This window comes from Ruminococcus gauvreauii (genome assembly GCF_025151995.1).
GTDB classification, from domain to species: domain Bacteria; phylum Bacillota; class Clostridia; order Lachnospirales; family Lachnospiraceae; genus Ruminococcus_G; species Ruminococcus_G gauvreauii.
Genome location: NZ_CP102290.1, coordinates 3726678 through 3748088, shown reverse-complemented (window position 1 = coordinate 3748088; position 21411 = coordinate 3726678). Strand labels below are relative to the sequence as shown.

At 47.5% G+C, this 21411-nt stretch carries 14 protein-coding genes; 5 read left to right on the top strand and 9 right to left on the bottom strand.

Annotated elements, in window-relative coordinates; translation table 11 throughout:
• Window positions 1-213: 213 nt before the first annotated feature.
• Complete coding sequence (locus tag NQ502_RS17565) at window positions 214-3099, top strand: EAL domain-containing protein (RefSeq protein WP_028528746.1); 2886 nt, start codon at window positions 214-216, stop codon at window positions 3097-3099.
• 54 nt (window positions 3100-3153) lie between these two features.
• Here the strand turns inward: NQ502_RS17565 and NQ502_RS17560 are convergent, their stop codons facing one another.
• Window positions 3154-5721, bottom strand: coding sequence for a hypothetical protein (locus NQ502_RS17560; RefSeq protein ID WP_028528745.1), 2568 nt, complete (start codon window positions 5719-5721; stop codon window positions 3154-3156).
• Window positions 5711-7789, bottom strand: a complete 2079-nt coding sequence (locus NQ502_RS17555; RefSeq protein WP_028528744.1) for an efflux RND transporter permease subunit — start codon at window positions 7787-7789, stop codon at window positions 5711-5713. The genes NQ502_RS17560 and NQ502_RS17555 overlap by 11 nt, the downstream gene beginning before the upstream one ends.
• 171 nt (window positions 7790-7960) lie before the next feature.
• Between NQ502_RS17555 and NQ502_RS17550 the strand changes: the two genes are divergently transcribed.
• A complete protein-coding gene (locus tag NQ502_RS17550; protein ID WP_028528743.1) occupies window positions 7961-8530 on the top strand; it encodes a TetR-like C-terminal domain-containing protein in 570 nt (189 codons plus the stop codon).
• Here the strand turns inward: NQ502_RS17550 and NQ502_RS17545 are convergent.
• A complete protein-coding gene (locus NQ502_RS17545; RefSeq protein ID WP_028528742.1) occupies window positions 8527-9516 on the bottom strand; it encodes a helix-turn-helix domain-containing protein in 990 nt (329 codons plus the stop codon). The two genes, NQ502_RS17550 and NQ502_RS17545, sit on opposite strands and share 4 nt — an antisense overlap.
• A 152-nt stretch (window positions 9517-9668) precedes the next feature.
• The gene (locus NQ502_RS17540; RefSeq protein ID WP_028528741.1) at window positions 9669-10847 is read right to left on the bottom strand and encodes a MalY/PatB family protein; all 1179 of its coding nucleotides are present in this window, start codon (window positions 10845-10847) and stop codon (window positions 9669-9671) included.
• Between the two features lie 154 nt (window positions 10848-11001).
• On the opposite strand from NQ502_RS17540, the gene NQ502_RS17535 reads away from it, so the two are divergent.
• Window positions 11002-11853, top strand: a complete 852-nt coding sequence (locus NQ502_RS17535; RefSeq protein ID WP_028528740.1) for an RNA polymerase sigma factor — start codon at window positions 11002-11004, stop codon at window positions 11851-11853.
• A gap of 11 nt (window positions 11854-11864) precedes the next feature.
• Window positions 11865-12548 (top strand): DUF2461 domain-containing protein, encoded by a 684-nt coding sequence (locus NQ502_RS17530; protein WP_028528739.1) that lies wholly within the window; start codon window positions 11865-11867, stop codon window positions 12546-12548.
• A 62-nt stretch (window positions 12549-12610) separates the two neighbouring features.
• On the opposite strand, the gene NQ502_RS17525 is transcribed toward NQ502_RS17530, so the two are convergent.
• Window positions 12611-14314 (bottom strand): carbon starvation CstA family protein, encoded by a 1704-nt coding sequence (locus NQ502_RS17525; RefSeq protein ID WP_028528738.1) that lies wholly within the window; start codon window positions 14312-14314, stop codon window positions 12611-12613.
• Window positions 14315-14435: 121 nt separating this feature from the next.
• The gene (locus tag NQ502_RS17520; protein ID WP_044983268.1) at window positions 14436-15914 is read right to left on the bottom strand and encodes a GntR family transcriptional regulator; all 1479 of its coding nucleotides are present in this window, start codon (window positions 15912-15914) and stop codon (window positions 14436-14438) included.
• 166 nt (window positions 15915-16080) lie between these two features.
• Here NQ502_RS17520 and NQ502_RS17515 point away from each other — a divergent pair, with 166 nt between their 5' ends.
• Entirely contained in the window at window positions 16081-18480 is a 2400-nt protein-coding gene (locus NQ502_RS17515) for a hybrid sensor histidine kinase/response regulator (protein ID WP_044983267.1), read from the top strand.
• 66 nt (window positions 18481-18546) lie between these two features.
• Here NQ502_RS17515 and NQ502_RS17510 read toward each other — a convergent pair whose 3' ends face one another.
• The 3 genes from NQ502_RS17510 to NQ502_RS17500 are packed head-to-tail and all read right to left on the bottom strand — an operon-like array spanning window position 18547 to window position 21401.
• Complete coding sequence (locus NQ502_RS17510; protein WP_049898152.1) at window positions 18547-19626, bottom strand: D-alanyl-D-alanine carboxypeptidase family protein; 1080 nt, start codon at window positions 19624-19626, stop codon at window positions 18547-18549.
• A gap of 42 nt (window positions 19627-19668) precedes the next feature.
• Window positions 19669-20112, bottom strand: coding sequence for an aconitase X swivel domain-containing protein (locus NQ502_RS17505; protein ID WP_028528736.1), 444 nt, complete (start codon window positions 20110-20112; stop codon window positions 19669-19671).
• Complete coding sequence (locus tag NQ502_RS17500; RefSeq protein WP_044983266.1) at window positions 20112-21401, bottom strand: aconitase X; 1290 nt, start codon at window positions 21399-21401, stop codon at window positions 20112-20114. The genes NQ502_RS17505 and NQ502_RS17500 overlap by 1 nt, the downstream gene beginning before the upstream one ends.
• Window positions 21402-21411: the final 10 nt, after the last annotated feature.

Here is a 21411-nt window from a genome sequence, read left to right as displayed (position 1 = left end):
ATGCGTAACCGCCGTATATGCCGGTTTGACACCACGATCACTTTCCGGTATCATTTCATCATATTTATCGTCTGACAGATATGAAAATCAAACGATAAATTCAAATTTTCATCAGGATGGTACGCTCATGTCACTGAATTTCCGAAATACATTTGACTTATCTCCAAAAACAAAATACAATAATCTTAAAATGATTGAAAGTGGGGTTCAGTCATGAATCATGCATGTAAGCGGAGCTTAATAATCATCACGATACAGTTTATGATATGCCTCTGCCTGACACCTGCGGTAGTTGCGGCAGAGCAGAAAACAAAGACCGTCAAAGTCGGATATTATGAGGACGGAGATTATATGTCCCGGAATCAGCAGGGGGAATATGCCGGGTATAATATTGAATATATTCAGGAACTTGCCAAGAATTCAGATCTGCAGTTTGAAATAGTGGATACCGGAAGCTGGAGCGAAGCTTATGATAAACTTGTGAAGGGAGAGATTGATCTTCTCCCTTCCGTTTACTATACGGAGGAACGGGCGGAAGAGATACTGTTTGTCACTCAGCCGATGTGTTCCATCTATACCACACTCAATGTCAGGATGGATGATGAACGCTATGCCTATGAGGATTTTACTGCCTTTGAGGGCATGAAGGTCGGTATCATCCGGGGCGGTGTGGATGGCGAAAGATTTAAGGAATTCTGTAAAAATAACGGAGTCTCTCTGGATATCACAGAGTACGATGAGACTGACAGATTACTGGGTGCGCTGGAAAATGGATATCTGGACGGTGTGGCTATCACGCATCTGGGCAAAAACAGCTCTTTCCGCAGTGTTGCACAGTTTTCTCCCAGTCCGCTTTATCTGACTGTGACTGCAAAAAAGCCCGGGCTGCTTGATGACTTAAACCGTGCCATGGATCATATACTTTTGAGTAATCCAAGCTATGGTTCTGATCTCTATGACAAATATCTGGCGCCCAGTTCCAATCAGAAGCCTGTATTTACAAAGGATGAGCGCCAGTTTATTACACAGTCAGATCCTGTGGTTGTTTCTTATGATCCATCCTTTGCCCCATTGACGTATCAGGATGAAAAGACCGGAGAATTCCGCGGTGTAACGGCCGATATCTTCCAGTATATTGCAGACAGCAGCGGATTAAAGTTTCGTTTCGAAGCACATACCCAGTCAGACTCACTAAATCTTTTGCAGCAGGGCAAAATTGACGCACTCTGTTTATCGGACGGCGATTACCTCTGGGACGGAAGAAATAATATTAATTCAACGCTTTACTACCTGAGCACCCCGACCTCCATGATCACCCGCTACGACACACGTGAGCAACGGGTTGTGGCACTGGTAAAGGGCTATCAGCTTTCAGAAGTCATCAGCAGCGACAATCCTCACAGTACGGTACAATACTGTTCCACTGCCGTGGAGTGCCTGGAGGCAGTGCGGACGGGTGATGCCGATGCTGCTTACATTAATACACAGGTTGCCGGATTTTATCTGAACAGCACGCGTTACAGCGGGTTGCAGGAAGCAGCCCTGGGTCAGTATATCAATAAGATGTGTGTCGCGGTATCTTCCGATGAAGATTCCAGGCTGTATTCCGTTATCAATAAATGTATTCAGTACCTCCCCGTGGAAGAAGTGGATACCTTTCTGGTTAACAACTCCATAAACGCAAGAGAAATCAGTCTGGCAGAATTTGTACAGGAACATATGTGGGCCGTAGTCTGCGGCGTCAGCCTGATCCTTGTCATCATTATCCTTCTTGTCAGCTATAATCTCAGAAATGCCCTGCGCAGCAACCGCCGGATCCAGGAACTGCTCTACCAGGATGAACTGACTGGTCTTGACAGCATCAATGGGTTTTATCATAAATGGACGCAGTCTATGACTGATGAGAGAAATCGGGACCTGGCACTTCTCTACAGTGACATCTGCCAGTTTAAACTAATAAACGACAACTTTGGCTTCGCAACCGGTGATGCCGTGCTGCGCGCCTGCAGCCGTATGTTCCAGGATGAACTTGAAAGCAGCGAATACTGTGTACGTGTTTCGGCTGACAACTTCGTTCTTCTGGTGCAGTATACGGACTGGGATCTGTTAGTCGGACGTCTTGAGTCATGTGTAGAAAGATTAAACAGGTGGAGAACCCAAAACACGGAAATTCCCTATCGGATAGAGCTTATCTTCGGTGTTTATCCTGTAACCCCTTCCGATAAAACCGATATAAAACAAATGCTTGATTTTGCGAATTATGCACGGCGCCATGCAAAAACCACACCCGGCAGTTTCGCTGTACTGTACGATGAACAGATGCGCCGACAGGCACTTCTGGCCCGTCGGCTGGAGGGAGATCTGGATGCCGCATTATCTGCGGACGAGTTCGAAGTTTATTATCAGCCCAAAGTATCCATGGCAGACGGACGGATCATCGGAAGCGAAGCGCTGATCAGGTGGAACCATCCTAAAATGGGATTTTTGATGCCTGGAACGTTTATTCCACTGTTTGAAAAGAACGGGATGGTTAAAAAGGTGGATTTCTGGCTGTTCGAAAGCGTCTGCCGCACGATGCATGGCTGGAAGGAACAGGGACGAACACTTCTGCCGGTTTCATGTAACTTCTCCAGACTGCATTTCGAACATCAGGATTTCCCGGAACGTATCTGTGAAATAGCCGACAAATGGAAGATCCCCCATCAACTGCTGGAGATTGAAATCACAGAAAGTGCTCTGATCGATGACTCCGGTACAATCGAGCAAATGCTGCCCCGTCTGAAAGCACTCTGGTTTAAAATCGCGATTGACGATTTTGGATCAGGATACTCTTCACTCGGACAGCTCAGGCAATTACCTGCTGATGTGTTAAAACTGGACCGCAGCTTCGTATGCCACGGAGTTGCCGGGAAGAGGGAACAGATTGTTGTAGAAAATGTCATCCGCATGGCAGGTGAACTGGGCATCACCGTGATCTGTGAGGGTGTGGAAGATCAGATACAGTCCGAGATACTTCAGGAAATAGGATGCCGCCTGGCTCAGGGATTTTATTTCTACCGCCCAATGGATCTGGTAAGCTATGAAAAACTGATACCGTGAACAGAATATATTGAAAAGGCTCGGAAATCAAGTATGTTTTTCCGAGCCTTCCTTTCAACAGAATAATCCCTTGATTTTATCCCAGATGCTCTTTTTTTCCACATTATTTTCAGCTGTTTCTTTTTCTAAAACACGTATGTTTTCCGTCTTCATAATAAACTGAACCGAATCAACATTTACATTTTTTCCGGAAGCAAATGAAACCGGTCTGTAATTTCCACCCGTCATGTTTTCCAGTTCTTTTTCAATGCCTTCCATAATCTGCGTATCGATATCCGATGTCTCGTCTTTAAACTCCTGCGTACCCCCTTTCATCTCTAAAGCCCCGTCCTTTAGCTGATTCATCCCATCAGTGATTCCAGTCATCTTGGACTGCAGTTCGCTGATTCCGCTTTCCACATCGTTCATATTAACGCTTATCTGCGCCATACCATTCGTATAAGAAGCTATACCGGTAAATAAATCCTCTGCCCCGTCTGAAATTGATACTGCTCCCCCATTCAGGCTGTTTGCTCCGTTTCGAAGAGTGCTGTTTTGTGCTGTCAGTTTACTCAGTCCAGACTGCAGATTCCCAATGCCGGAAGTCAGCTGCGCTCCGATACCCGGCAGACCCGCCGTCTCGTCCTGCAGCTCTGTGAGTCCTTCGCTTATACCCTTAAGCGCAGAATTAATGCTTATATGCTCCGGAGTATCTTCATTGAGCGAAGTTCTGAGTAAATCCACACCGGTCTGCAGTTCTTTTACGCCGGACAGCATGCCGCCTTCACCGGATATTCCGATTTGAAGCTGTTGTAATCCCGGTTTTAAACCAGGTATCCTGTCATTTCCTGTATACAGCGCCCCGTATATCTGCTCTGTTCCGTTTCTTAATTCGGCAACAGACGCGTTGAGTCCCGGACTTTCTACGGTGCCATCTCCATACAGTATCCGGCACAGGGCATCCCTCGTACCGCTCATATTCTGGTGCAGACTGTTAAGCGCTGCCGACAGCTCATTAAGACCTGATACATCCCCTGATACCGTCTGTGTTGTCTTCGTATCATTTGTTATGGTGGTGGTATCCGTCTTAGTCATGTATACAGTATTGTTTATGACCGTTACTTTATTTCCCTCCTCATCCACGGTTTCTTCTGTTGTGCTTTCCGTATGATCCTCTGTGTATTCGCCCTCCATTGTCTCAGTATTGGTTGTCATTTCCGGTTCACCCTCATATACGGCTGTTTCTGAATCCATTACAGGTAACAGATCCATAATATTTTCCAGTGCAGCCACCTGTTGTCCATACCCTGCATAAATCTGCTCCAGTCCTGCCAGATATCCTGCATCCATACCATCCAGTCCATTTATCAGCCGTAACAGCTTCGGTTCCAGCTCCTCCAAACCGCCTGCCATGGCTGAAAGACTTGAATCCATTGCTGTAAGCCCGGATTCCATCCCCGTAAGGCCTGCACTGATCTGGTCCAGCGCGGCATTGATCTGTGCCACTGCACCGCTGTCCGCATCTGCAAGCTGTTCTCCTGCCTGCTGCAGTTTGCCAAGAGCATCGCTGAGAGTACTCATAAGACCCGGCAGATCCTTCGTCTTTTCTGCCAGTATGTCCGCCCCCTCTGATGCTTCGGATGTTCCGCTCGTATAGGCAGAAATTCCGTTATCCAGGTCTTCTGTGGCGTCCAGGAGACTGTACGTTCCTTCCGTCAGCATCATGACACCGGTATTCAGGGGTGCTGAATGTTGGTCCAGCTCACGGACACCTGCCGTCAGTGCTGCCGTCCCGCCTTGCAGCAGATCAATGCCTGCTGCATACTGTTCCGCACCGTTCATCAGATTTTCAGTTCCATTTACCAGTGTGTCTGCCCCCTCATCCAGATCTCTCACTGCACCGGTGATATCTGATGTCTTATTTGTCAATTCGCTCGTATCAAAATTATCAGCATTGACATCAAACGACATCGGGACTCCTGAAAAACTTATGGCATCCATCTCGAAATCCTTTACCTGTGCTGTGATCTCCACTGTTTTTTCCTGTCCCGCCATAATATTGTACACGATCTGTTTTTTATTTCCCACATTTGCCAATGTTGCACCTTCCGCCTCAATGTTCGTGCACATATCCGTATTCAGTGTAACGGTTGCCTGCAGCAGGTAATTGTCAAAAAAGCCCTGCTCCACATTCTGATTTTTGGCTGTCATAATCGTGATCTTTATTGCCCCGCTTTTACCCGCGAGTGCATCCGCAGATATTTTTTTTCCGTTCAATTCATAATCGATACCGATAAGCCACGGCAGATCATTATGGGCAAGATTACCCTGATAATAGAATTTCCCCTGATCGGCGGACGTTTCTATCCGTCCGTCCTGATTCCTGATTTCGCTCGAAGATGTCAGATTTCGTACGGCTGTATAATCTCCATAGTCAACGATATCTGTCTTCCGGCTCAGTTCATACCCATTGACAACATAGATCCCCTCGACTTCTCCGTCTTTTGACAGATTCGCGTATATATTCTCCTCTTTTCTGGTTTCCGGCACTTCTGCTGCAGCCGGCAGCACATACGTACTGACCATTGCTGCGGACAGCATGAGAGCGGCCGCCTGTCTGCAAATGAATTTTTTATTTTTCATAATACCTCCACTCCTTATAGAAATTAGCCTTCCACGTTGTTTTTTCAATCAGTTTATCCAGAACCATCAGCAGGTTGGGCAGTACAAATATGACAAGAATAAATGAAATGACTGCCCCTCTCCCGAGTAAGGTTCCCAGCTGACTCAACACGTTATTGGTAGAAATTGTCCCCATCAGGAAACCGGCCAGCGTCAGAATGACCGCCGATGTAAAGATTGAAACGGTACACTGCCTGACCGAAAAGAGCATCGCCTCCTTTTTGGGCATCCTTTTTCTGTTCTCCATGTAACGGTCCGTCAGCAGGATGCCGTAGTCGATGGTCGCTCCGAGCTGTACTGAGCTGATGATCAGATATCCGATATAGAACAGATTGATACTCTGGAAATAGGGTATGGTCAGATTGATCCATATCGAAGTCTCAATGACCAGTGTCAGGATGACCGGCAGCGAAATTGATTTAAAATTATACAGAAGGATCAGAAACACAAAACCGATCGCAAGCGCATTTACCCGGGCAGTGTCTTTTACGATCGTCGTTTTTAAGTCCTCTGTACTTGCCAGATCTCCCGCAAATAATGCCTTATCACCGTAATATTTTCTGCCCGCATCCCGCAGCCGGGCGACAGCATCCTGCCACCCGCCATAGGCCTCTGCTGTTTCGACCGACACGATGAACCTGCTGTAATGTTCGGAATACAGCCGGGATATCTCATCTTCCGGAACAAAATCCGCAGGGATCATGGCCCCAACAGAATTTACATACGAGATAACAGACGTCACGCCCTCTGATTTCTTCAGTTCTTCGTTTAATGCGATCTCTTTTTCCATCTCTCCTTTCGGTACCATGAGTACGACGGAATTGCTGATTCCATATTTTTCTTCGATTGCAAGCATGTCACGCCCAATCTGATTATTCTCATTTTGATATACCTGACTGCCTCCGTATAAAAATGAATTCTTCTGCTGTCCCAGCATGCATGGCACCATCAGTACTGCAAACAGCGTAAGCATCGGTATTCTCATCTTCAGCACTGCCCTGGAGAATCCATCCAGTGAAGGCACGAATGACCGGTGCTGAGTCCTGTCAATCAGCCGGTAACAGCTGACCGTAAGCGCGGGCAGAAGGCTGAGTACACAGATCAGGCTCAGTACAATGGCTTTTGCCATGACCCAGCCCATATCCGGTCCTATTTTAAACTGCATCAGCACCAGAGCCATAAATCCGCTGACCGTTGTCAGACCGGACGACAGCACTGAACCAACCGACTGTTTCACCGCACCTGCCATGGCTCGCTGAACATCCTGCCCCTTCCTCCTGTTTTCCGCGAACCGGTGCAGCAAGAAAATCGAATAGTCCATAGACACTGCAAGCTGCAGAATACTGCCGGCTGCATTCGTCACGAAAGAAATCGTCCCAAACATCAGGTTTGTTCCCCGGTTCAGAAGAATAGCAACACCAATCGCAGCCATAAACAACACCGGTTCGAACCAGGATGTTGTGGTGAGAAAAAGAATCACAAAAATCAATGGGATTACATATAAGATAATCTGCCCGACTTCTTTTGAAGTGTTGACGGGAGCAAGCGCATTTGATACCGCAGTACCATCCATGCAATTGTCTGCACCGATGATATCCCGTACGCTGGCGATAACCTGCGCCCCATCTGTTTCATCGATTGTTATCTGATATAACGCATCCTCATCTCTGTACCAGGTGTCTAAGATATCTGCATCGGCACTTTCCAGCGGTTCATAGATATTCACCGCATCATCCAGCCAGTTGATCTCCTCAACTCCCGGCACTTCTGCAAGCTTTTGCTTATATTCCAGTGCCTCTGCGATCGACACGTCATAGATGAGCACCCTCAGATTCGGAATCGCCTGGTCATATTCTTCATACATCACGTCCAGTGCATGTGTCGACTTTGCATCATCCGGCAGGTAGTCTTCGAATTTATAATTTACTTCTACGAATATTGACAGCACTGCACAGACCGCCGCACAGATGATAAAGAAGGCAATCACTGTTCTTCGATGCTTTAGTATGAATTTCGTATACCTCTCCACTTGTTCAGCTCCAATCTTAACAAACTCATGTTGTTTAATTAACACTTGTTGTTTATCTTTGTATGTATTATAATATTCTTAACATCTACATTGCAATAATCAATCTTAATTGAAAACGGATGATATACAACATACCGGCAATCCGGTGTTAATTAATGGGGGATTTTTCTTATGGAAAACAAAAAAACAGACCGCAGAGTCCGCAGAACCAAGCGCATGCTGCTGGAAGGACTGATGACCTTATTGCTGGAAAAGGATATTAAGGATATCTCTGTAAAAGAGCTAACCGACTACGCTGATATCAACCGCTGTACCTTTTATCTGCATTACAAAGATGTTTTTCACATGCTGGATACCATAGAAGAAGAGTTGTTCACGGAATTCAACCGGATACTGGACGAGAATTTCACTCAGTCGGAGTGTCCTACCCCGCTTCCGATACTGCAGGACATTTTCCATTACCTTCTGGATAACAAAAAAACCGTATCTGCCCTGCTGGGCATCCACGGTGATTTTGCATTCGTCGCACGTATTAAAAAGTTATTAAAAGAACGTATCAAATATGCATGGTCATTAGAATCATATAAAGAAGAAAACTTCGAATACTATTTTTCCTTTATCATCTCCGGATGTCTCGGACTGATCGAAACCTGGGTACAGAATGACTTTTCACGCAGCCCCGAAACAATGGCACTTCTCTCAAATGAGATGATCTTAAGCGGGATAAAAGCCTTTTCTTAATCTGCCTTATGCTTAAATGCTCCGCATATGGCGCGCACCGCTACGTATAAAACAGCCGCGCAGGGCCAGATGATCCATGTCCTGCCCCAGTCGTTTGTGTACAGGCTGACTCCCAGGTACGCCGCGACAATGATGCACCAGTAGATACGGCCCACACGCTCGGTCTTTTTCTCTTCCATTTTTTTCTCCGGGCTGTGATCCCCTTCCTGGAGCAGCACCTCATAACAGTCCTTTTTCTCTCCCGCCAATACAAACAGAAAAACAGCGCAGGCTATCATGATCAGCAAAATTTCAATACAGATCATGTACACGAAATCCGGGCTGTCGGCTGCTGCCGCTACCATAAGCGGTATGGCGCAGATGATACAGAGGAAGACTCCCGCCATAATACAGATACGATAAGTTCCCTCGTATTCCGTCATCCTCTTCCTGACGATTCCTTCCACTCCGTACTCCAGCCGAAAACATTCCTTCTCCAGATGTTCATACGGTTCCAGTTTCATTCCGTGCATCACAAAATACGCCGTGGCAATCCCCACGATCAGAAGCAGTACGACTACTCCCGCACCGCCCGCCATGTTTTCACTGATCACATGCTGTCTGTATTCAGACAGGCCTGCCAGAAAAAGGAATGCAACCGGAGACAGTACATAGGATGCTGTCGCAATCGCCGTCTTTTTTGCCGACCGTATGTTGAGGTCCATATACTCGTTTGCCTCATCCAACGTGACCGTTTTCATCAGTTCTTCTGTTCCGGAATCTGCAGCAGCAGTAATCGGCTCCTCCTCTATTTCTTCTTTTAATAAATAGTCCGTGCTGACTCCGAATATCTGGCTGAGTTTTAAAATGCGTTCCAGGTCAGGGATGGAAGTTCCCGATTCCCACTTTGATACAGACTGTCTGGACACTCCCATCTGATGTGCAAGTTCCTCCTGGGACCATCCGTTCTTCCTGCGCAGTGCAGCGATTTTTTCTGCTAAGATCATATTATCATCCTCTTTCAATATTAGATTTGTTGTCTGTATCATAAGATTTTATACGGTTGCCAACCACCAAGCGCGCTGTATAATCTGTCAACCGGCAGTTGCACTCACATGTTTCCGTCCGAATCTGTGAGTTTTCCGGCATCTGCACGTGATTACGCCAGTGCTTCTTTCATCCTGTCCAGTGCCTGTTTTAATAAGCTTCTCGGGCATGCCACATTGATCCTCTGGAATCCGCTTCCGCTTTCCCCGAATATTTCTCCACTGTCTAACCAGAGCCTTGCCCTGTGAACGATCAAATGTTCCAGCTCATCCGCATTTAATCCCAGTCCTCTGAAATCCAGCCATACCAGATAGGTCCCCTCGTGCTCAATCATCCTGACACCCCGCAGATTCTCTGTCACATATGTTCTGGTAAATTCGATATTTTCAGCCACATAGGAATGCATTGCCTCATACCATTCATCGCCCTTGCTGTATGCAGCCCCACATCCCACAAGCGCCATCGCACCCAGCTGACTTATCCCCGCCGCGTTTACTTCTTTTCTGAATTTGCGCCTCAGCTTTTGGTTCGGTATAAATATGTTCGAGATGACAAGCCCTGCAAGGTTGAACGTTTTGCTGGGAGAGGTGCAGGTAATACTGATATCCGCATATTCTTTTTTCAGGCTGGAAAACACCAGGTGCCTGCCCTTAAATACAAAATCCTCATGGATTTCATCGCTGACGACGATCACATTGTGTTTCACACAGATGTCTCCCAGCCTCAACAGCTCGTCTTCTGACCACACCCTGCCAACAGGATTGTGCGGGCTGCACAGGAAAAACAGTTTAATCTTTTCATCGACAATTTTCTTTTCAAAATCTTCGAAGTCGATATGATACCGGTTGTCGTCTCCAGGATATAACGTATTGCTCACGGCTTTTCTTCCGTTATCCACGATCACCTCAGAAAATGGATAATATACCGGCAGCTGCAGTAAAACACTGTCGCCCGGCTCCGTGTATGCCTTTACTGCCGTCGCCAGCGCAAATACGATACCCGGTGTTTTAATCATCCACTCTTCCCTGACATCCCAGTCGTGGCGGCGCTTCATCCAGTCCCTTACAATCTCAAAGTATGGCGTCTGTACTTCACTGTAACCAAAAATACCATGTTTTACTCTCTCGGTCAGCGCATCGACGACGTAGGAAGACGTCTCAAAATCCATATCCGCTACCCACAAAGGCAATACATCCTCCGGCATGCCATATTTATTCCCAAAATCATATTTCAAACAATCTGTATCTTTTCTGTTTATGATTTTATCAAAATTCAGATTTCTCTCAGCCATATACTTCTCCTTTTTGTCTCAGCAAATTGTATCATCTTATACTATAACAAATTTTTCTGATTTTGGATCATTGAATTTATCCTCTGATTTCTTTTATAATCTATGTCACACAGTCATATTTACGATGTCTAATTAAATAAGGAGGTTACATTACATGAATAAAAAAACGAACGAAGAATTATCGATACTGATTGAACAGGCAACCGCCGGAGACAAAAAATCTCTGGAAACCGTCATCCTCAGCGTCCGGGACCTGATTTTCAACCTTTCTCTGCGAATGCTTGGCACTTTCGCAGACGCGGAGGACGCCACCCAGGATATCATACTCAAGATCCTTACACACCTGTCCACATTTAAGAGAGAAAGCTCCTTTTCCACCTGGGTGTTCAGCATTGCTGCAAATCATCTGAAAAACTATAAAAAACATATGTTTGCGCATTATCCGCTGAGTTTTGAGTACTACGGAGATGATATTGAAAACGGACAGATACTGGATGTACCGGATCTGACGCAGGACGTCGAGAAAGCGATTCTGGAAGAGGAACTGAAGATGTCCTGTACCAATGTGATGCTGCAATGCCTCGATACCGAAAGCCGCTGTATCTTCATCCTCGGGACGATGTTTAAGCTGGACAGCAGGATTGCAGGCGAAATACTGGGGCTGACACCTGAGGCGTACCGCCAGCGTCTCTCCAGAATCCGAAAAAAAGTAGGAGATTTCCTGGAATCATACTGCGGTGAGTACGGAAGCGGCAAGTGCAGGTGCAGGGACCGTATCAATTATGCCATACAGAACCACCGGCTGAATCCGGGGAGTCTGGATTATACCGGTGCTGTCGAGATCCCGGAAGAAACCAGAGTGAGTTTTAAGAATGCAATGGAAGACATTGACGATCTGTCTTTGAAGTTTGCTTTCTGCAAGACGTATGAGTCACCGGAAAGAACCAAACAGTTTGTCATGGACTTTTTAGACTCGGCATCACTTTCCACCATAAAAAATTCGTAAGGAGAACGATTATGAATACAGCAATCATATTAGATTACTTATCTGAACTTTGCAGGAACAATAACCGTGAATGGTATCATGCTCATAAGGCAGAGCAAAGAGAGGCGTCTGCACAGTTCGAGATCCTGCTGCAGGAGCTGATTCTTCGAATCGGCGAGACAGATACCGGCATTCTTCATAATGTGCCGAAAGACCTGACCTTCAAGCTTGTGCGGGATACCCGTTTCAGCCATGACAAATCCCCGTACAACCCGGCATTCCGTGCCCACATCGGGGCAAAGGGAAAGCTCCCGGTTCCGGTTGGTTATTACATCATGATCAAGCCGGACAACCAGTCGTTTCTGGGCGGCGGATTGTTTGCCGACATGTTCAAAGACGCGACGGCCATGGTGCGGGATCACATCTCCTCGCATCCGGACGAATGGGCACAGATCACAGGCGCCGAAGATTTCCGGTCACTCTTCTCCGTGAAGGGGACCTCCCTGAAGAATGTCCCCGCCGGATACGACAGGAATCATCCTCAGGCAGAATATCTGAAATATAAGAGCTGGTATGTGGAACATGTTATCCCGGATGAAGAACTGCTGCGTGAAGATCTGTTCATCGAACATGCCGCCGATATTTTTCGGAGAATGCAGCCGTTTAACGATTATCTGAACAGGGCACTTTCCGGTTTCCAGATGCCTTCCAGATAAAATGCACCCGGGACCGGGGTCCTGAGTGCATGATAAGTAATACATTTTCCGGAATATTGTATCTAGACTGTGGCTTTTTCTTCTTCCCTTCCCGGCTTTTCCAGGAGTTTTTTGATTCCCTGTATTGCCACAAGAATCCCGAGAATCAGAAGAAGGACTGCAAAAACCAGCTGCAGCGTATTTCCAAGGCTGAGTCCGGTCGTCACCAGTGCTTTCCCGAGCTTTGTGATCGTCATCGCCAGCGCGGTAAAGGTAACTGCCATCATAAAGACCATCGGCCCCCAGAGCATGAACCCCTGGCGTTTCGTCTTCTTCAGGAACACCGCACACGCGACAAGGGCCAGTACCGAGAGCAGCTGATTCGCAGATCCGAACAGCGGCCAGATTTCCGCATAGCCGACTTTGGTGAGCAGATATGCCAGTACCAGGGTCAATACCGTCGCGAAGTATTTGTTGGTCACGATCTTCAGAACTGGACTCATACGTTCCATGTCCACATCGTCATCCAGGAAGAATTCCTGGAAGGAAAGACGTCCCACCCTGGCCACAGAGTCCAGTGAGGTCAGCGCAAACGCGGACACAGCCAGATTGATCAGTGTAAATACCAGTGAATGCGGAAGTCCCAAAGCGGACAGGAAATTGGCGATCGCACCGGCAAAGATCTGCGGCTGCGTCGTCAGTCCCTGTGCCGCGGCTTCCCCCTGAGCAAAGGATGCTACCGCGATCAGTGCGATCACCGCAAGCATACTTTCCATGAGCATCGCCCCGAAGGAAACAGGAAGCATGCTCTTTTCACTTTTAATCTGTTTGGAAGCTGTTCCCGACGACACCAGAGAATGAAATCCTGATACCGCTCCGCACGCAATCGTCACGAACAGGATCGGAAACAGGAACTGTCCGTCCACATTGAAGCTCGTAAATGCCTCCAGATTGCAAGACGGATTTGCCGCGAATACGCCGACGACAGCCCCCACGATCATGAAGATCAGCAGATAACTGTTCAGATAGTCCCTGGGCTGAAGCAGTGACCAGACAGGCGCCACACACGCAATCAGGATATAGGCAAAAATGATCACATGCCAGGTATTGAGTCCCAGGTACATCGGAAATTTCAGGCCAAGCGCAACTGCTGCCACCAGCATGAGGATCGCAACCGCCGTGTTCGCCCATTTATTAAGTTTGCCGTATTTTAACAGCATCCCGAGGATGACCGCCTCCAGAATAAATAACACGGAAGTTGTTGCAACCGCACCGTTAGCTGCCACCCTGGAAACCTCCCCGGCCTCGCTGACCGCGAAGCCGTTGAAGGTCCCGGCAACGACGTCGGCAAATGCTGCAACAACCAGAATACAGAACAGCCAGCAGAACAGCAGGAAAAGTTTTTTGCCCAGCTTTCCGATATAGGTTTCAATAATGTGACCGATCGTACGTCCCTTATTCTTAACGGATGCGTACATAGCCGCAAAATCCTGTACTGCACCGAAGAATACGCCTCCTATCAGGATCCAGAGAAGCACCGGAAGCCAGCCGAAGATTGCCGCCTGTATCGGCCCGTTGATCGGTCCTGCACCGGCTATCGATGCAAACTGATGTCCGAATACAACGTTCGTATCCGCAGGAACGTAATCTACTCCGTCCTCCATTTCATACGCGGGTGTCTTAGCATCGGGGTCAATTCCCCATTTTTTCTGGAGATAGCGTCCGTACAGCAGGTATGCCCCGCCGAGTACCACTATCGCAATCACCATCATCAAGATTCCACTCATTCTTATCCCTCTTTCTCTTTAAGTATTTATCAAACATAATTGTTTTACCACGATTTCGGCATAAGTTCAAGTTTTTTCCTGATCGTGTCAGCAACCGGCACGCTGCAGACCGGACTTCACCTTACAAAAGTGTCAGGAAATGCGGAAGATCTTCTTCATCAAATGGCAGCTGAACCACCACGGCGTATATGCTTTGATACGCCTGTAAAAAAAACCTTTCGAAAAGCTCAGGAAGAACTGATTCCTCATTTTTTCTCAGCGCTGTTAAGATTTCACTTACCGTCTCCGCTATCTTCTTCCAGTCACCGGAATATAATTCCACCTCAACTGACATCAGATAATTCCCCCACAGCAGCATTTCATTCAGCTGCCGGTAAATATTCTGCAGTGAATTGCAGGGCGCTGAATAGATCAGATAATTCATCAGGACCTGTATCGACTGAGAACCGATTTGATTTTCTTCGATCATATAGGGATTTTTCACCAGCCTGCCGACCCATTCTTCAGGAACAGCGGGAAGCACGGCTGTACATTCACGTGTGGTCAGCGCCAGTATCTGAAGTGCCTCCATAAAAAGTGTGAGCCGTTCCCTGATCACAGCATCACTAAAGTCAACGTGTCCCCTGACACTTCGGAAATCTTTCGAGGTGATCACAGTTCCTTTTTTATCGATTGTCTGGGTAAATCCAAGAGTATTCAGCAAATTGAGCGCACGGCTGGCGGTATCTTTCATCACTCCGTATTCTTCCATCAGCCTGGGAATTGAAGGCAGATATTTCTGTCCGTCAAATTCACCGTTTAGAATACGCCGTACAATTGTCATTGCCAGGCGTGAATACAATTCAGAATGCCTCTTCGTCCGAAACCAGGGGATATCTTTTTTCGATAATGGCATCTCCTCAGCATGTCTGCCAAGAAGACTGAGATACTGGTCCACTTTCTGATAAGTGTCATTGTATATACGCAGAACACTTTCATAAAAATCATCAAACCGTTTTTCTTTAATCATCTTATGTGCTGTCTGCAGCCGATTTTTAACACGGCGCGGTGACTGATAAAAAGGATCCTGCGCATAATCAACCGGAATATAGGGAATATGCAGATAATTCTCCGCATCAATTTCCAGGTCAATGATCAATCCATTGCGAAATGGCTCAAGTAGTTTTGTAAAAAAGGCATTTGCCTGACGATACAGCGCTGAAAGTTCCATATCGTCGTAAATCTCCTCAGCTGTCTTCTGCAACATCTCCAGTTCAGCATCGCCGCAGAGTTTTGCGCCCTCACGGTATAACGCAGGCAGCAGCATCCTCATTCCCTGATAACAGTCTGATATAGCATTTCTGCGGCTCACAAGCGAAGATATGAGAAGTTTCCTCGACGCCTGATAAGCCACAGTCGCCGGCTGGCCGGACGCCGTCCGGATATATCCCTGTTGCGAAAGCATTTTCATCACTTTTCGTACCGTGGTGATTCCCACGTTATACTGTCTGCAGATCTGCTTCTGTGTGAGAAACGTCTGACCTGCCAAAAAAGCGCCGCACTCAAATTGTAATACCAGTGACTGGTACAGATATTCATATTCATGTGGCTCCTGATACAACAGAATCACCCCCTTTCAAAGCCGAAAACTAATAGTTTTAGTATATCAATTCAAAACTTGACATTCAACTTGCTTTTTCAGGTTAATTGATATACGATATACCTATAGCTAATATAGGAAAGATTCTTTTGTTTGTCTGACAGACTGTTGAAAATGGAGGGAACACATGGAGATACAAGGCGAAAACCACGGGCAGACCGGATATGAATATGATACATTAATGAATCTTCTGCAGGTCAGTGTCAGCAAACATTTAATTGACGATCATTTTACGCTGGTCTGGGCAAATGATTTCTATTATGATTTAATTGGATATTCCCGTGAGGAGTACGAAGCCATCTATCATAATATGTGCGACAGCTATTATATAAACGAGGAACTCGGAATCCATGATGAAGCCATATGGAAACAATTAGGCGATGAAGTCATCAAGACATTGAACGCGGGTGGAGATGGTTATACAATCGTCACGCGCATGCGCCGCAAAAGCGGTGAATATCTCTGGGTACGTATGACAGCCAGATTTACAGATGAATATATTGGCGGTTACCAGGTTTCCTACACAGCCATCACTGATGTCAGCAACGTCATGCAGATGCAGCTGGAACAGTCCGTTACATATGATAACCTTCCGGGCTTCGTTGCGAAATACCGCGTCAGTAAAAACCTGGAATTTATACTGTTGGATGGTAATGACCGGTTCTTTGAGTTCTTTGGCAAAGAAAGCTGGAAGAACATGGATTATCCCTTATTCCGCAGCAATGTCATGCGGAATCAGGAAGTTTTTCAGGCTCACAGAGAGGAACTTCTGGCTGGAAAACCCGTTCATTTTACCGTACAGATGAATGACTTGTACGGAAACAATGCATGGCTGCAGATTAACGCTTCCTGCATCGCCTGTCAGGATTCAGACCCGATATACCTGGTCATTTATATTGATATCACCAATGAGACTGAGCTTCGTCAGATGCAGTGCAGACTGAAGGAGCAGGCGAAACAGCTGAGTTTTGCGCTGGACGAGGCAAAAAAAGCCAATCGGGCGAAGTCTGACTTTCTTTCCCGCATGAGCCATGACATCAGAACCCCTCTAAACGCCATCATAGGTATGAAAGATATCGCATCTGCTCATCTTGATGACCCTGCAAAAATGAAGGACTGTCTGAAAAAAATCGGTCTTTCCAGCCAGCATTTGCTCGGGCTTATCAATGATGTCCTGGATATGTCCAAGATAGAGAACGGTGAAATGGTACTGCGGGAGGATGTGACTTTCCTGCCCGAGCTGCTGGAAAACATCGTGAGTATTATGCAGCCGCAGTTTAAAGAGAAAGGACAAATGTTTTCAATCAGGTTGAAATGTGTGATCCACGAACATTTTATGAGTGATTCTCTGCGTCTGAGACAGATCTTCCTGAACATTCTCTCCAATGCCTGCAAATTCACCCCGGAGGGCGGACATATCACAATGGATGTACAGGAAGTTTCGGCAGATCATAACATAGCCCGGTTTCTCTTTAAAATTACTGATAATGGTATCGGAATTCAGCCTGATTTTCTCCCCCATCTGTTCACGGCGTTCACCAGGGAACGTGACAGCCGTGTTGATAAGACGGAGGGCACCGGACTTGGCATGGCCATCACGAAAAAGATTGTAGAATTGCTGAACGGCGAGATTAATGTGGAAAGCTGCCCCGGAACAGGCACCACCTTCTTCGTCTCAATACCGCTGAAGACAGAAGAGGCTCCTCCGCTGAACAGTACTTTCCCCGATCTGAAAATCATCGTTGCGGATGACGACGCCATTATGTGTGAGCATACTGTCGAGATGCTTCAAAGTATAGGTATCTACACTGATTGGGTTAACAGCGGAAAGCAGGCCGTCGAAAAAATAGAAGAAGCACACCAAAGAGGTGACACGTATGATGCGGTACTGCTCGACTGGAAAATGCCGGAGCAGGATGGCCTGTGGACTACCCGCCGTATCCGTGAGCTCCTCGGCGACAAACTGCCTGTTCTGATCATCTCTGCCTACGACTGGAATGATATCGAACAGGAAGCACGGCGGGCAGGCGTCAATGGATTTATTCAAAAGCCCATTTTCATTTCCACACTGATTCATGGACTGCAGCATTACGTATTAGGCGAGCAGACCCCAGTCCACGAACAAAACTCTAATCAAAAAAGCACCTTTGATAAACGGCATTTTCTGCTGGTAGAAGACAATACACTCAACCAGGAAGTTGCTGTGGAACTCCTTGCAGATATGGGGGCAGAAATCGATATCGCCTGTAACGGAGAACAAGGTGTCAATTTATTCAGAGAATCCTCTGAGAACTATTACGATATTATCCTTATGGATATACAGATGCCCATTATGGATGGATATACGGCGACAAGAAAAATCCGTTCTATGCACCGCAAAGACGCCTCTGGCGTACCGATTCTCGCGATGACCGCCGATGCTTTTGCAGAAGACATCCGGTTTGCAAAAGAAGCAGGTATGACTGGTCACCTGGCTAAGCCCCTGGACGCCGCCGCTTTAAAGCGCGAGATCAGCAGATATTTATAGTTACACAGTAAACCCGCAGACTGCTCATCTGCGGGTAACTTTTGTTTTTCGTTTTGCCGGCATATATCATACCGAAAACTTCTTATACAATGCGACGTGATCGTCAATGCACGCCCAGACACCGGCGGCATTTGCCGTCACACAGATATATTCCTTTCCGTCACTTCCCACGCCATAGCTGGCGGAACAGTTACCGGACTGCTCCACGTATCCGGTCTTGGCACACATCACCCTGGCACCTGTGTCCTTGTCCTCGATACGTCGCAAAAACCAGTTAGAGAGCGGAATTCCTTCCGGATGGAGCTCAGAAGCGGGGATCTGCCAGGTACGGGCTGACAGCACTTCCCTGCACAGATCATTTGCGACAGCTGCCTGCAGGATCACAGCCATATCATTGACCGTACAGTAATGATCCTCATCGTACAGTCCCGCACTGTTGGTAAAATGAGCTGTCTCTGACAGCCCCAGATCTTTCAGTTTCCCGTTCATCATATTGACAAATTCTTCCAGGGAACCCGCTGCATATATGGCGAGGGCTGTCGCCGCATCGCCCCCGGACGGCAGTATCGTCCCGTAGAATAGATCGCGCACAGTCACTGTATCGTTCGCCGCAAATCCGGCGCTGCTGCACTCATTGAGATAACTGTAGTCTATGATCTCCTGAGTAATCGTAAACGTATCATCCAGGTTATCAACATGTTCAGCCGCCACCAGGATCGTGAGTATCTTCGTCATGGATGCAGGGCTGATTCTGGCATCTGCATCTCTTTGCGCGACAATCTTTTCCGCACTAAGATCAACAAAGACTGCGTAGCTGCTTGTAATCTCATCTGTCAGCTCCACCGTTTCGCCCGTTGCCGCCGCCTTCTTCTCTTTCGGTTCCGGTTCCCGTTCTGAACCTGCTTCGGACCCTGTCTCCTGTCCTTTCGCATCATCAGAATCCGATGAATTGTGATCCCCCTGCGAATCAGCGGCATCCGGTCCGATGCCTGTCTCTCCCGACTCTGCCCTCACGTTATGTGTGCGTTTACTCAGATCTCCCGATATCCAAAATGATGCCAGAACAAATCCGATGCATGCGAAAAACAGCAGAAATCTGATGAACGGGCTGCTTTTCTTTTTCCTGTTTTTTCTTTGGTTATTCATTTGCTTTATCTCCTGGGCTTCATGCATACAATCATAATCACATCAGCCTGCTTCCACAACCCCATTCTCTTTGATCGTGACGGTCATATCATCTTTCATATATTCCAGAAACTCATCACCCAGAGAATCCACCACCGGCATGGTGACGTCATCGAGCCACACGTCTGCCAGAATTGCCCCGGCCGCTGCGAGGGAATCGATCGGTTCCGAAAACAGCAGACAGGCTGGCTGGCGTTTCATGGAACAGGCGCAGTACAGCACAAGCCCGCCCGTAGTGGAACCAATCGTCCTCGGGAGGCAGAGCGCTTTCCCTGCCATCTGTTTGCCATATAAATCCGCGTTATTCTGATCCCCGCAGGTTGCCTTCTTATCCCCGAACTGCAGCGCTTTCTGGAACGATGCCAGTGTATTCAGACCCTCACGAGAGACAAGTGCCGGTGCAGTCACAGTTCCCGGAGTGACCACTCTTCCCTGAAAACTCTTCATCACATATCCCCTCCCTTTGTAATCTGTTTCAGAATCTCATCATCCTTATAATACCTCGCACTGGTATAAGTGCGCAGCTTGTTGCTGGATGTGATGACTGGCATACTGGTACTCAGCGGGTTGTTCATGTACATCAGCGGACAGATATAAGACAGGATCACCCCCGTTTTCTCCAGTCTGGCGGCATACGGTGTCTGCCCGAATTTCTTCAGCACAGCCGGAGCTGCAGTAAATACCGTGGGTATCACAACCTTCTCATGCCCGGCTTCCTTTAATCCCTGTTCCACTTTTTTCGTCCAGCTGATCAGCTGATTCAGGCTCATGTGCGGGCATCCCATAAAGCATAATTTCGGCCTGGCATTCTTATTTTTCCAGATAACCGGATAGCCGTCATAGACACGCTGCAGTTCTGCGTCGTCGATGACATATACGTTTGGATTTTCCTTCAAAAGGCCTTTTCCCTGCTGTACTGCCTCCGGTGTGATTCCCTCCACATGGTACAGTCCGACTGCGCCGTTCGAGGCTGTCGCCGCTCCGAAATCCTTCAGATACGTCCGGGCGTCATCATCCAATGTGCCCAGCCACTTATCCAGTCCGACAATGTACGGTACATCCTCCATCACTTTCATGCCGACGGCAGATCCCAGAAGCTGCGCTTCCGGTTTCCTGGTAGTCCTGATCTCGACGATCCAGTCAGCCCTGCGTCCCTCATCACTCAGCAGTCCGAAATGCGGCACACAGCCCACGACAGAACCCATCAGATCGATGATTCCCGAGTTCCGGTTGCATCTGGCGCCCAGCACCGAGTTGGCATATACGACCGCTGAAGATTCTGACCAGGAAAGAATCTCTCCCTGGCCGGGCGTATTTCCGACTTCGTCCATATAGCAGGTACACGTGAAGGCGTCCTTCCCGAGCAGTCCCAGTTTATCCAGCTGACTCTCGTAATAATCCTGCCTGCTGTACATAAAATGCCGAAATACAATATTCTGTATGAAAGAACTCGGTACCATTTTGTCCAGAGGACGGGGATCGGCAGTAAATTTCTGTGTCGATGTGCATCCCGCACCGATCAGTTTCTCCATCAGGTCATAGACGGGTCCCAGCGCCTTCAGACCGAAAGAAGTGACCAGATGGTTATATTTGCTCGAAATCGGTACCATGCTGTCCGCACCGAACAGTTCACCGTAGCGGATCATGGTCTCCATCACCTTTGCCATCACATCGCCTTTGCTGCCGTTTAAGACCGCTTTCTGCTCATCCGACAGCTTCATCTTATAATCTGTCATTTCATCCCGC